Source organism: Veronia pacifica, assembly GCF_001707825.1.
GTDB classification, from domain to species: domain Bacteria; phylum Pseudomonadota; class Gammaproteobacteria; order Enterobacterales; family Vibrionaceae; genus Veronia; species Veronia pacifica.
Genome location: NZ_LYBM01000060.1, coordinates 1 through 12,637, shown reverse-complemented (window position 1 = coordinate 12,637; position 12,637 = coordinate 1). Strand labels below are relative to the sequence as shown.

Genomic DNA, 12,637 nt, shown 5'->3' with positions numbered 1-12,637 from the left:
AAACACAATAAAGTAAATATCAATATTATGAATGACCAAGTAAAAATACTAACCGAAGAACAAATGCTGCAAGAGCCAGAAGACAATTACATGAACGAAGCACAACTTGCCTTCTTTCGACAACGGCTGATTGAACTTCATGACACGACACGTGATCGGATTCAGGCAGCCAAAGACCAGATGGTCAGTCCGATGGATTCAAGCGATCCCAGTGACCGAGCCTCATCGGAGGAACAATCGGCCCTGGCATTACGAATCGTTGAAAGGGAACAGAAACTTCTACCAAAGATACAAATTTCTCTTGAGAGAATTCGACTGGGCACATATGGCTACTGCCTAGAAACTGACGAACCTATTGGGATCCCCCGGTTGCTGATCAGACCCACAGCTGAATACTGTGCAGACGTAAAATCTTTGATGGAGATGAAAGAAATACAGTACAAGGATTAGTGCTATCGCCTAGCTGTACCCGGGTCTATGCTTAGTCCACTAGGGACGATTTGTGTCGATATAAACGAGAGAGAAGACTCCATGAAAACAGCGATTATCCCAGCGTCATATGAAGAATGGCGACACTGTATTACTGTGATTTGTGGGGAGGAACTTACCCTTCCCTACATTGAGGCACGAATAGAAGCCCTCAACTCACCCAAAGACTATATGACGAAAAAATTTGTCGAGCTCTACGGTGATGAGCAAAGGCATCAAACCATCGCGTGGTTTAAACAGGCAAAAAGTGAGCTATAGCCCTATGATGAGTTTCTGCTTAAGGCTGAAAGCTTGGAGGGAGCAAACCAAAGCCACTCCCTCTTCCTCACCCTTTTGTATTACTTTCTCTCATCCCGGTTGCGCGAAGCCAATTGCTTCGGTTTATCTTTATAACATCGTTAGCACTTGTCTACGACCAGAGTTATTTTAGGCTTTTCACCTTTCACCGCTACATCCTCGTATTTGAGGTAGCATTCTGAACGGGTAATTTTCCCTATATCCATTGAGGTATTGATGCTATCTACTTTACTGCTGAAAGTTATGTAGAATACATGTGGACTTCTCGTCGTGCCCACAAATGCCCAGTTATCTGGGTTATCCAACCCATCGATAAGGTAACCGATACCGTTATAGTTAGCAGCTGGATAACCGAAACGAAAAGTCGTTTTTACATTGGTTAAAACAGGCAGTCTAACGTAAGGGTAATCTTCTACATTTGCGATAACAGCCTTCGTATGGGCAATCTGTTGTGAAGAGGTTATTGTTGCTTTCAGGCTCTTGAGTTGATTGATGTAAGCACCGGAACTCACCCCTGTTAATTTTGGAGCCGCTGTCACGGAGAGAACACTTAAAAAAATAATGGTGGTTAACAGTTCGATGAGAGTAAAACCCGATTGTTTTCTTTTCATATCTCACATACTTTCTGCCCATTTATGGCAACTGGATATCATTGGACTAGAGAATCAAATAAAAGACTAAATACTTATATTTTTTCTGTATTTTTCTGTAATAAACCTTAGGAGGATAAACTTCGGCGGCGATGTTATATCGAAAAATGGAGAACACAATATTTATGTATTTTATAGAAAAGACTGCTTACAATTTTTATGCTTTAGGAATAGTTAATATTTAAGTATTCCGGTATAAAAAGCGGTTAATAAGTATTTTTTATTCATCATCACCCAATATAAAAACGTATAAATAACATTATCATTCATACAAATAGCATAGTTAACTCAATATTACTGGAACCTCGTTATGCAGCGATTACCCATCACTCACATCACTGTCTAAGCGCATTAACACTGACACTCTCCTATAAAACACTTTTATTAAAAACGCATCTTAGCTCCCGCATGAGAAACCACGACAGGCACAAATTCGCACTCAACAAGATAATAGTGTGATTGGACGTTTGTCATTGAATAATACCCTCTTGATTTTGCACGTCACTCCCAACAAAATGCAATGTTATAACATTACTTATAATGCGCTAAAGGGAAGTGGTATGTCCTCAATTCCAGTGACAATTTTGCATGGCTTTCTTGGCTCAGGAAAGACCACACTGTTGCGAAAAATTCTTCAACAGGCCAGTGATAGCAATATAACGCCCTCTGTTATCGTCAATGATATGAGTGAATTAGATGTCGATGGTGTACTTATCTCAAGCATGGATGCCGTGCACAGAGACAAAGGTAACTTCATCACAGTAAGTGGAGTGAGCATCAGCAGTCCTGATGGGGTTAAACAGCTCAAACAATCGCTGAATACCATGTGCGAAGACAAGAGACCGAGCTGGATAGTCATCGAGACTTCAGGAAGTAGCCACCCGTTGCCGCTGGTTGAGTATTTTAAGCACAAGCGTGAGTTTGCACTTAAAGATGTCATTACCCTAGTTGATGCAATTTGGTTGCGCGATGACTACCAACAAGGCACACAACTGATACCACAGTGGCAAGAGAACTTACGCAGTGGAAAACGCGGCATTGAAAACCTGCTGGTTGAGCAAATCATGTTTTCAAATCAGGTGCTTCTGACCAAAACAGAGAAACTAGACAATGACACTGTACAGACCATTGCAAAATCAATTCATCCATTGAATGTTTACGCGGAAATTATCAAGACATCATGGGGAAATCTCGACATTAAATCGCTTAATCGAGAGCAAAATTATAATTTTTTCCTCGTGGAGCAACTTATCTCTGAGCTTCGGGATACGGTCAATGAGCCACTCAATTTGTCAGGCAAACAAGGACAAACACTTGTCGCAAAGGTCATCAAGGACGACCGTCCGTTCCACCCCCAACGACTCTGGGATACTTGCCACAAGTATCTGACCAAAGGCGTATTTCGTAGCAAAGGCTTTTTTTGGTTTCCAAGTAGAGATGACGTGGCCTTGCTATGGAGCCAGGCTAACGGTAATGTCGGCCTGGAGGTAACAGGGTTTTGGCGTGCATCGGTCATCTTAGATGAAGACCAGAAATTTACTGATGAGCATCGCCAGATTCTGCAAGAGAAGATTGATAATGTTGAAAGCCGGTTTGGTGATAGACGGTGTCGATTAACCGTGATTGGTCAGGTGAATGAAGTTGATCACTTTATTGAGGCGTTACAAAAATGCTTCCTTAAAGATAGCGAAATTGAACAGTGGAAAAGCGGCAAGACGTTTGATGATCCGTGGCCGAAAAATATTGCTAAGTTAAAGTACAATTGATGTCATCTCGCTCATCGACAAACGTTATGACCCTTGGCGTCATTCAACGAAGAAATGTGCAATACACATGAGCCGTTAGGTCAAAATAAGCGAGGTCGAATGGCCTCGTTTTTTTGAATAGCAACGTCAGGTGTGCCGTATCACGCTCCATTCTCAACAGAAGTAGCCATGCCATTTTCACGACTCACCACCACCTGTAATAGCTTGAATCCCGCTTTTCATAGTTTCTTGTGCTTTTCATCGCTTCTTATAAGGGGCTCTTTAATCAATGATGCATTGATTGATTGGAGCAGATACCCAGGTCACGGTCATGATTCATTGATACGCATCGGCTCAAACCATCAGCTCTTTTGGGCAATTGTCTACATTAGAAAAGCTAAGAATAATTAGGTGGAAAGCATTGTTTATGATGGTTAAATATAGAATCCATTCGGTTTTAGTCCGTTAACTCCCTTACTTCAAGCCGTTGAATTAAACACTCATGACGTTTCTTGTTTTTTAGACATATTTAATAGGCAACATAATTTATATTCAACTGGTTGATATTGGCGAGTAAATTTCATAAAAAATAAGTTCATACTTTGTTTTAATGTAAGTGAAATCAAAAATAAAACCTTATTTAACGGACATATACTTCAACTACCCACAGCATTAAACAAACGCTCGTTTGAAATATCTCTCGTTTTTTTGAATAGCTGAGGAGTGAAGAAATATATGGATATGAAAAAACTTTTAGCCATTTCGCTGGTCACCATTTCTTTATCGGGCTGCCTGGATATCTCTAAACCTTTTGTCATTGACTTTAGTCGGTCAGATCAGGGTTTTGAAGCTATCTTCTCCGATTACCCGGTGAGTGATGATTTCCAGAATAATGAGGAATTCTTCGAATTAGACAGTGGGCATGAACCCCTCCCATCACCGTTCCAAGATGAGTCCGGCTGGATGCTTTCAGGCATCAATCGATCTGATGATTTAAAAATGGCTATCAAGGGCTACCGAACTGGATTGCTTCCCAACACAGCTTATGACTTTAAAATGTCGGCTGAAATTACCACAGATATTCAATCATTTTGCGTTGGTATCGGAGGTGCCCCGGGCGAATCTGTTTACTTTAAGCTGGGCGCATCGAAGAGAGAGCCCATTAACCGTATTGAGGAACCAGATGCCTTTCCGGCCTATATCGTGTCCATCGACGTAGGTAATCAAGCCCAATCTGGCTCTCAGGGCGGTGTGGCCGGTAATGTAGCAAATGGCATTACATGTGGTGAAGAAAATGCCGTGGTCAAGAAAACAGTGACAATGGAATCTACTGTCAGAGTCTATACCGATTTCTTTGGAGGATTTTGGATATATGCTGGAACTGATTCAGGATTTGAAGGCAAAACAACGTATCACATCAACAGCATAACAACAAACATAAGCCGAGCTTCTCTGAGCCCTAAACCAGCGAGATAGTCACTACCTGTTATCAACACCGCACTCACATAGCAGGCTGGTTTCTCAGCCTGATGATGTGACTATCTTAGAAGGTATTCTGGTGTTTACACAGGGTATTTTGTTGAGTAGCAAGTGTGAAAAAAAAGGAGCCCTCAGTGATGGCTCCTTTTCAGTTTAATGAACAAAATAGATTAAACGTGACGCCTGTTTATTGCGGATTCAACCCAAGCTTTTGCAGTACCAGTTTGAAGTTGTCTCGACGCTCTTTGATTGCATGCACTTTACCGCTCACTGGGCATGTATCGTCTGGACAGCCACGGTTAACAATACCGGATACAGCATCAACGAACTTAGTACCAACCAGGCCACCGTCTACATACGCTTTCAGTTCATCATGATAATTCCATGATGCATACTGTCCGCCCTCATCGTTGTAGTTCTGTACTGATGTCATCCAGAAAAACAAGCCTGCAATCCATTTGATCTCAGTGTTTTCTTCGGTAGAACAAATCAGCTGAGGGTTCGAACACAAATCAAGGTCGGCATAGAGTGGATTCTCAGGTGCCGCTTCGACCAGTGTGCCGTCTATCGTCTTGCCAACAGTTTCTGGATCTACGTGGCTACGGCCAATAAAGTGGTTAAGCGTACCGAAGTTTTGACGACCAGTGGTTTGGATAACACCACGACCCCACCAGCCACAACCTTCGATAGATTGCTGACTGCTGCCATCCCACAAGAATGCTCCCGCTTTTTGACCGGCATAGATCTCACACTTATTGCGCTCCCAGACCTGTTTGTTCTCGTCGATGCTAGTTGGGCTCGTCATACAATGTTCGCCATTGATATCCCAACGGCCAGCTGCATTCGCCACCAATTTACCATCCTCTTCCAGCACGGCATCCGGCGCCACAAAGATAGGAGCTGGCGCGCCATACCAGGAAGCATGTGTATTTGCCGAAAGCTCCAGCTTACTGTTGCGCGGACAAGAGTAAGGGTGGTCATTACCAGTAATTGGATTCACGCCATAATCCGCATATTTCTGACCAAGTTGACCACAAGATGCGCTGTTCGGATGGTTCGCTGGCGCACCATATTTCACTTCAGCCCAGTTGTTCTCATCACAAGCGTTGAAACGAATCGTTTCCTGCATACTTTGAGAGAGGAATGCAGCAATGGCCACTTCGCATACTTAGCATTAGTTTCTGCATCAGCGTTAGGGTCGATTAACCAGAAGGTATTACTCGCAACACCCACGTTATGCATAGAATTTAATGCTTTAAGGAAGTCTTTCCACTTGTAAATAGTGGAAGGTGCCCATTTGTTACCCGGAAGCTCATACAAGAAAGCTTCGTTGTCCATCACAGTTTCAGCACCTTCCAAATCAGCGTTCAGAGAAGCCACTGTGGTGAGCGGTGTCTCTGTCAGACTTTCAGGCTCGTAATAGAGAGGAATCGGTGTTGCTTGGTAAGCAGCAACTTTACCTTTGAGCCAATCAGTGTTGACGGAGGCCGATACGACAGGTGTTGAGGTCTCGCTACCCCAGAGAACAGAGAAGACATTGCTGTAAGCTGCACGGCGGAGCTGGCTGACACCCCAATCATGAGATTCTTGCTCAACCAGAGACGATACTGAAGAGACACCATATGTGGCGCTGTCCAGTCGAATGGAGGCGACGTTGCTGCGCAAGTTGGTAGACGCGTTACCTAATGATTTGTCACCCATGAAGTAACTGGCTGCTGTACCAGCTTGCTTGGCAACATCATAACTGCCTGTTTGCGACGTTGTTGCAAGGTGAGCACCCGGCAATTTATACAACATAGCAGGCACATCGATGGAGTCTGTTACTTGTTTTACATAAACAAGGTAGTTGTCCCATGCGATAGGTCCAAAGGCATGCTCGGCACGGCCAGCATCGGATAATCCATTATTACTGCTTTGGGTAAACACGAGAAAATCAGGCTTGGCAGAAGCATCCGCATAAGCGCCTGTCCAATTCACAAATGACACGACAGATTGAGATGCTGCTTTCCACGTTGCTCGCAGACCCGCATAATCTTTGTGAACCCAGCTTGTCGAACCCGGATTTGACACGTCCAGTGACCAACCGTAAGACACGTCGCTAGCAAACTGTTCAACCACAAAGTTTTGAGAAGCTACCCAGCCTTTGATGTTGTCATCAAGGCCAGCTACTGCTGTGTCGATAGCGGTCAGGTCATACAGGCTCGAAATACGCTGTGATGTCCCTTCTGAATTGGTTACGGTTGAGGACGCCACATTAGCGATGGCTTCACGAAGGGCCTGTTTCACCTGCACTTCGGTCAGTGCACTGTCTGTGCCGAATACCGTCACAAAAGAGGTATCTTTGTTTGCCTGCCAAGCGGCAAGAAGACCTTCGTTCAGCACGAGAGAGCCCGGTGAGGCATGTGCATTATCTTTAAATGCCTGAACCTGAGCCGCAATATGAATCAGATTTTGATAATGAGAAACCAAGTCGGCGTAAGTCAGAATATCAGTCTCACCCGACCCAGATGCAGTAGAAACAGAAGCCACAGGTACAATCGTTTGACCGCCATTGGATTTCTCAACATTTCTGGCCTGTTGCAGTATCGCCAAGGCGTCAGCCGCGTTAGACGCTGAGCTGAAAACTGAATTGACATTGGCACCAGCTAATTCCGGGGTTAACGCTGCTGATGTGTCGGTATAGGTTCCCAACGCCAGTGTACGTGGCCACCCTGTGACGGCGAGGTTAACGGGGTCTTTGCGAATCAATAAGGTTGCATCCGCACTACCCGGCCCATCTACTGAACCAGAACCATCGCCAGTCCCACCACCTGATCCATTACAATCAAACGCAAAAGCCCACGAGCCATCAGAACCCGGCTCTGATTTCGTCCACCAGTTAGCCGTGTAGGCTTTACCCTGGAACTGCATCTGGTCACCCGTGTTGGCGTGGGATGGATCACCAGCCCAGTTAACTTGGGTCCAGTTTGGATATTCGTTAATGGATTCGCAGCTATCTGCTGCAAGAGCTTGAACGGGGCTCATAGCCCCCAACGCGACTGAAACCGCTAAAATGAGTTTATTTTTTTTGAATAATGTCATGAAGATACTTCATACCTCGAGTGTAGGATACATAATGAAGTCAGATTTGTTATTAATGTGTTACTGCTTCTTAAGTGGTCTCTATATTGCTCAGACTATTGATTTCACTCAAATGACTATTCACACAACTGCAACAATCTTCGAGTCACTGCACTTAAGAGATGTACATTGAAGAAAAAAGCAGCAGTTAGTTCATGACAAAGACGGGATATTTTGAGGAAACAGACAGTAAAGCGTTTACTTTTCAAACAACAATACTCTGCCTTACTATCTGTAAAAACGTGCCTAGAGTATTAAATAGTATTGTATTGAACCCATCAGTTCTCACTGAGTGCTATCAGGTTTCAGGGTAATGGACAGCTTTTTAAGCACCTACCTTAAACACTTTCACTGAGCACTTTCATTTGATAATCAGCCTCACAAGTCAGCTCTGAGGTGTATTCAGGAAATGTTTGCTGAAGATAAAGCAAATGTTATCTGATGAAGATTTTCACAAAAGCCGAATACCAAGCTTTCTACATTCGATATAAATTGTTCCAAATCACCGCCAGAACTCAGTGTTAAAACATCTTGGTCTATTTCATATTGTTCCAGACGCGGGTCATGACTACATAAACATGTGACAGATTTCGACGGTAAATAGCCACTTTATGCCATACACATTTAAGCGTTTTAGATTAGCTCCAATAAAAGGTGAACAGCCTGACCTTTACCGCACTCCTATGGGTTGTTACAACAATTCTCCGTTAATGTGGATGGCAGTATGTCGTTTACACCATAAACCTATCTTTACTCATCAAAAAATCAGTAACTTACCGAAGTTTAAACACCATTAAAATATTCAAATTTCAACCATAAAGCCATTTTAAATTTTTTGGAGAAAGAAAGTTTCTTACAAAAATATCTAAAAGTTATTTTACCCTTACAAAACAATAAATAATGTCTATTTGAACAGTTACCAACTTGATAGATACATTGGATTTAGGCACGATGATGGGCGATTTGGGCCTCAGGCAGAAGGACTGGCACAGCTATGGGAGGTTTTGAATTGCGCCAGACAATCTGGCGCGGATTTGGACAGAATCAATTTAGCAAGGTGAGTTACACGATTTGATGTTTGATAATAAAAACTAATAGATTCTTGGCTTAGTGCTGCATGGTCTAGTTTTTGGGGAGCAGGTCAATCCTGTTATGTGACTTTACGCTTGATGTAATTAGCACCCTGCTCGTAGGCTTTTTGGTATCCGTTTTTTTCGTAAAACCTGCCAGCACTCGCTGTATCGGTGAACAGCCGTATCTCACTGAAGTGATCAAATGCAAAGGCTTCGATTCGCTTTAATAAGCTGGCCCCAACACCGTACCTTTTGTGTGACTGTTTTACGTAAAATCTACGAAGCCTACCAACCTGATTCCCTGATATCTCTTGTACATTGATGCCACCTATAGCTATCAGAACATTGGCTTCGAATACAGCGAATAAGGCTTCACCGTCGTTGCTAAAGGTGTTTACACGACTATCGAAATCAGATTTCAGTCGAGCAAGAAACCGAAATCCTTCCCCCTCACTTTCATTGACTAGTGATAGGATTTGGCTGGGTAGTTCGTAAACTCTCTCGATTCTCATGCGGCTCACTTAGTCACATAACGTTAGCATAACGGGCGTTTACTAGCCCAAATTGATTGAAACGGCTAAATCACCGATTTTAGAAAAATGCGCCACAAGTAAACGTCCCGTTCATGCTCTTGTTAGGTTGCTGGTATCGCGTTCTTTATTGCTTCTGCTAGTCCGTCGGGGTTATCCCATGCCATCGAGTGCCCAGCATCCGAAACAATGCTAATCGTTATCTCATGGTCACTCAACTCTGTAGTATCAGGATCTGGTAAAGATTTACTACCAAATATATAAGTTCTGTTTACTTCCAGAGAGTACAAAATATCACGCCAACTTGGATTCTGTCCTTCGATCAATGATAAGGCTTGTCTGTGCGTGCCAACCGATGAGTTAACGACCAAGCATGCAGCCCATTGAGTATTCAGGCTACATATACTCTCCTGCACTATCTGGGCATGTCCCTTGTCTCTATATTCAAGCTCGGTATAACTAGCAATTTTTTTGCTAAAAAATCCACCTCCAGCATCGAGGTTAGCCTCACTCAACACTAGTGCTTGTAGATGCTCTTGGACTTTCTCGGCCAAAACAACTGAGACTGCGCCGCCCATACTGTGACCGAATATTGCAAACTTATCCAACCCCAAGTATTTAATAAACTCTTCAAGATAAACCGCATGGCTACGTATCGAGTAATCAAATTTTTCCGGTTTATCGCTAAAACCAGACCCTAGGAGATCAACAAGAATTCGCCTGTGAGGTAGTAGCCAATTACTCGATGCTACTAGCGGATAATCAAACGAGGATGCACAGCCAATTCCATGAATAAAAACAATTGGAACTTCCGAACCGGGAAAATCGTGGTATCTAAGTATTGCGTCGCAACTTTTTACTCTAAATTCTTTCACTAATTCCTCTGCATACTAGTTCGATGGAAAACCGCGCCAACCTAACGTCTGCCAGCACAGGCAAAAAATTGCGGAGCGGTTTTTTGTCCTGTGGCTGCATTTGTTAGCCCCTTGCTCCATGTCTTTCGCGGCTTGCCGCCAGCGCCTTTTGAAAAAACTACCGCATTTCACTTTGCCGCAAACCGTATTTAAGCCACAAAGAAACAACAACCCGAGCACGAATTCAAATGTGTGAATGGAATTTCAGATACGTCACTCAAAGAAAGGTTGTTCACTGATTTGGATTCAAACCTGCGGCTATGAAAAGAGGAATTTGGTGGCTAAACCTTGGGGCTCAAAACTCTTGAATTGATGGGGGATAACGCCCAATTAAGGTGTGAAGCACGCTACCACGATACTCACTTTGACCAACGTAATCACTGAAACTAACTCAAACCAAAAATGCCAAGCGTGCTGAATCACTCTTAAATTGTTTGTTAGGCATTACTTACTTGGGGTAGTTATGTATTGAACTTCCCAGCATAAACTTTTACATAACTCGACAATTTGAGTTGGTTGAACCTCATCCTCATATTGTAGGGCTTTCGAGAGCTGCCCATCTATTTCTCGATCTGCTAGGAGTACAAGTTTAGAGCAAAACATATCGTATTTTTTCCTGACGAGGTATCGCCCAAGACTGCACTTACTATAAATTTTCTCTGTTGTTTCCACCCCAAATGAACTTCTAGTAGCAAGTGCCATTAATTGATATACCCCGAAGAGAAATGCTGAAACCACCCCAAGCAATCCAAAATAAACGGAAAGATTTTCGGTAGAAATCGTGAATATTGAGGAAATGAAAACGATCATTAATACAATTTTGTATAGTGGCAAGATTGTAGTAGCTAGGGCATGCATCCAAGTATAATCTTTGATTTTTGTTTCCGTCGAAAACCTCATTAACTTAGCATGCTCATTTCCTGTCAACTTATTTGGTCGATTAAGAAGAATAACTTTGGATTTGTCTTTCAGAAAGTTGTTTAAGGTGATTTCTCTTACATCATGAGGCTCTTCATTGTTGTCACTTTTTACCGCTTCAAGAATTTTATTGTTACTGGTAGCAATAGCGACATGGCTCCATTCGCCACCAGTCCCCAACCTAATAACCTTACTTACGAATCCACTAGATTGAGTTGCTAATATATCTCCAGCTTTCATTACTTCTCACTTTCAGTTATTTCGACATAGTTGCTTGTAATGCCTAACGCCTGCCAGCACAGGCAAAAAATAGCGGAGCGGTTTTTTGTCCTGTGGCTGCATTTGTTAGCCCTTGCTCCATGTCTTTCGCGGCTTGCCGCCAGCACCTTTTGAAAAAGCTACCGCGTTTAGCATCGCCGCAAACCGTGTTTAAGCCACCAAGAAACAACAACCTGAATGTGAATTCAAATGTGTGATTGGAATTTCAGACTCGTCACTCAAACAAAGGTTGTTCTGTGAATTCGACACAAACCTGCGGTTATGAAAAGAGGAATTTGGCGAGTAAACATTGGGACTCAAAATTCTAAAATTGATGGGGGATAACGTTTTAATAACGGGCATTTAGCCCAAGTTGTTTGAGGAACCGTAAACGTGGACTCTCAAAGAGGAATTGTGGGGCGAGTAAAATGTCCTGTTAATATATTTGTTATATAAGCTTAACTCTTTTTAGCGAGATAATTCATGACTATGCCAATTATGATTAGCAGAACATTAGCTCCGTAGACGGCGATTTCAGCTTTGTTTGGCCCTTCGGCTGTGACCACTTTATATACAGCACCACTAGACCCCGCACTAAAAAGCTCAATTGGTAGGAAGTATGCAATTTTATTCATTACTGTTACGGTTGCAAGGATTGAGTAAAAGAGAAAGAAGCCCCCAGTACCGATGAACAAGTTACCCATATCTATCCCTATGTATAACGCCTCATTCAGCGGCTTGTCCGCTGCAATGCCTTGTTAACTTGTATTTTGGTACGAATTTCTAGTTTATGTCTTCGTGCTTTTATTGTTTTATTGCCCATTAGTTTATGCCGAGCAAGCCTGTGCAATCCATCAAGTATGTAATAAGTGCCATTTTCAAAAATAAGGTCTATTGGATACTGGATATCTGCATTCTCAACTCGATCTTTCTGGTGAGGGTAGAGATTCATATTTTCTAATACCTCATTTGGGCTAATATCAAAAAGCATCCCTGCGTTTGGCCGTGAACTCCAAAAGGGAAGATCAAACATAAACTCAAAAACGCTCATTTCGGCATCTTCTATCGGAGCCGGTAACTCCCATACCTTTTTAACATCCCAATTAAATGGGAGTATAAATTTCTCAAGTTCTTTAGGAATATACTTACTCATATTTTCAAGTT

The 12,637-nt window shown here is 42.8% G+C and carries 10 protein-coding genes and 2 pseudogenes; 4 read left to right on the top strand and 8 right to left on the bottom strand.

The window, feature by feature from the left end; translation table 11 throughout:
* Positions 1-27 precede the first annotated feature (27 nt).
* Together A8L45_RS21295 and A8L45_RS21290 are read left to right on the top strand one after the other, a co-directional pair.
* Complete coding sequence (locus A8L45_RS21295) at positions 28-450, top strand: TraR/DksA family transcriptional regulator (protein ID WP_175402051.1); 423 nt, start codon at positions 28-30, stop codon at positions 448-450.
* Between the two features lie 81 nt (positions 451-531).
* Positions 532-747 carry a hypothetical protein gene (locus A8L45_RS21290; protein WP_068905382.1) on the top strand — a complete coding sequence of 72 codons (216 nt, stop codon included), beginning with the start codon at positions 532-534 and terminating at the stop codon, positions 745-747.
* A 140-nt stretch (positions 748-887) separates the two neighbouring features.
* Here A8L45_RS21290 and A8L45_RS21285 read toward each other — a convergent pair whose 3' ends face one another.
* Positions 888-1,397: a pilus assembly FimT family protein gene (locus tag A8L45_RS21285; RefSeq protein ID WP_068905371.1), complete on the bottom strand. Its 510-nt coding sequence runs from the start codon at positions 1,395-1,397 to the stop codon at positions 888-890.
* 599 nt (positions 1,398-1,996) lie between these two features.
* Here A8L45_RS21285 and A8L45_RS21280 point away from each other — a divergent pair.
* Positions 1,997-3,202: a CobW family GTP-binding protein gene (locus A8L45_RS21280; RefSeq protein ID WP_068905370.1), complete on the top strand. Its 1,206-nt coding sequence runs from the start codon at positions 1,997-1,999 to the stop codon at positions 3,200-3,202.
* Positions 3,203-3,916: 714 nt separating this feature from the next.
* Entirely contained in the window at positions 3,917-4,657 is a 741-nt protein-coding gene (locus tag A8L45_RS21275; RefSeq protein ID WP_068905369.1) for a hypothetical protein, read from the top strand.
* 190 nt (positions 4,658-4,847) lie between these two features.
* Here the strand turns inward: A8L45_RS21275 and A8L45_RS21270 are convergent.
* The 7 genes and pseudogenes from A8L45_RS21270 to A8L45_RS24720 all read right to left on the bottom strand — a co-directional run.
* A pseudogene (locus A8L45_RS21270) lies at positions 4,848-6,514 on the bottom strand (hypothetical protein); the annotation flags it as partial.
* Positions 6,515-7,489: 975 nt separating this feature from the next.
* A pseudogene (locus tag A8L45_RS25430) lies at positions 7,490-7,684 on the bottom strand (cellulose-binding domain-containing protein); the annotation flags it as partial.
* Positions 7,685-8,930: 1,246 nt separating this feature from the next.
* On the bottom strand, positions 8,931-9,365 hold the full coding sequence (locus tag A8L45_RS21265; RefSeq protein WP_068905368.1) for a GNAT family N-acetyltransferase: 435 nt from the start codon (positions 9,363-9,365) through the stop codon (positions 8,931-8,933).
* A 122-nt stretch (positions 9,366-9,487) separates the two neighbouring features.
* A complete protein-coding gene (locus tag A8L45_RS21260; protein ID WP_068905367.1) occupies positions 9,488-10,258 on the bottom strand; it encodes an alpha/beta fold hydrolase in 771 nt (256 codons plus the stop codon).
* Between the two features lie 483 nt (positions 10,259-10,741).
* Positions 10,742-11,455: a C40 family peptidase gene (locus tag A8L45_RS21255; RefSeq protein ID WP_068905366.1), complete on the bottom strand. Its 714-nt coding sequence runs from the start codon at positions 11,453-11,455 to the stop codon at positions 10,742-10,744.
* A 476-nt stretch (positions 11,456-11,931) separates the two neighbouring features.
* On the bottom strand, positions 11,932-12,177 hold the full coding sequence (locus tag A8L45_RS21250; protein ID WP_068905365.1) for a hypothetical protein: 246 nt from the start codon (positions 12,175-12,177) through the stop codon (positions 11,932-11,934).
* 26 nt (positions 12,178-12,203) lie between these two features.
* Positions 12,204-12,637: hypothetical protein (locus A8L45_RS24720; RefSeq protein WP_068905364.1), on the bottom strand; the 434-nt coding region annotated here is incomplete at its 5' end.

Excerpts from the sequence above, each read along its gene's own strand:
- A8L45_RS21290 (WP_068905382.1), top strand. The coding sequence starts at position 532 with ATGAAAACAGCGATTATCCCAGCGTCATATGAAGAATGGCGACACTGT.
- A8L45_RS21275 (WP_068905369.1), top strand. The coding sequence starts at position 3,917 with ATGGATATGAAAAAACTTTTAGCCATTTCGCTGGTCACCATTTCTTTA.
- A8L45_RS21255 (WP_068905366.1), bottom strand. The coding sequence starts at position 11,455 with ATGAAAGCTGGAGATATATTAGCAACTCAATCTAGTGGATTCGTAAGT.
- A8L45_RS21265 (WP_068905368.1), bottom strand. The coding sequence starts at position 9,365 with ATGAGAATCGAGAGAGTTTACGAACTACCCAGCCAAATCCTATCACTA.
- A8L45_RS21285 (WP_068905371.1), bottom strand. The coding sequence starts at position 1,397 with ATGAAAAGAAAACAATCGGGTTTTACTCTCATCGAACTGTTAACCACC.
- A8L45_RS21250 (WP_068905365.1), bottom strand. The coding sequence starts at position 12,177 with ATGGGTAACTTGTTCATCGGTACTGGGGGCTTCTTTCTCTTTTACTCA.
- A8L45_RS21280 (WP_068905370.1), top strand. The coding sequence starts at position 1,997 with ATGTCCTCAATTCCAGTGACAATTTTGCATGGCTTTCTTGGCTCAGGA.
- A8L45_RS21295 (WP_175402051.1), top strand. The coding sequence starts at position 28 with ATGAATGACCAAGTAAAAATACTAACCGAAGAACAAATGCTGCAAGAG.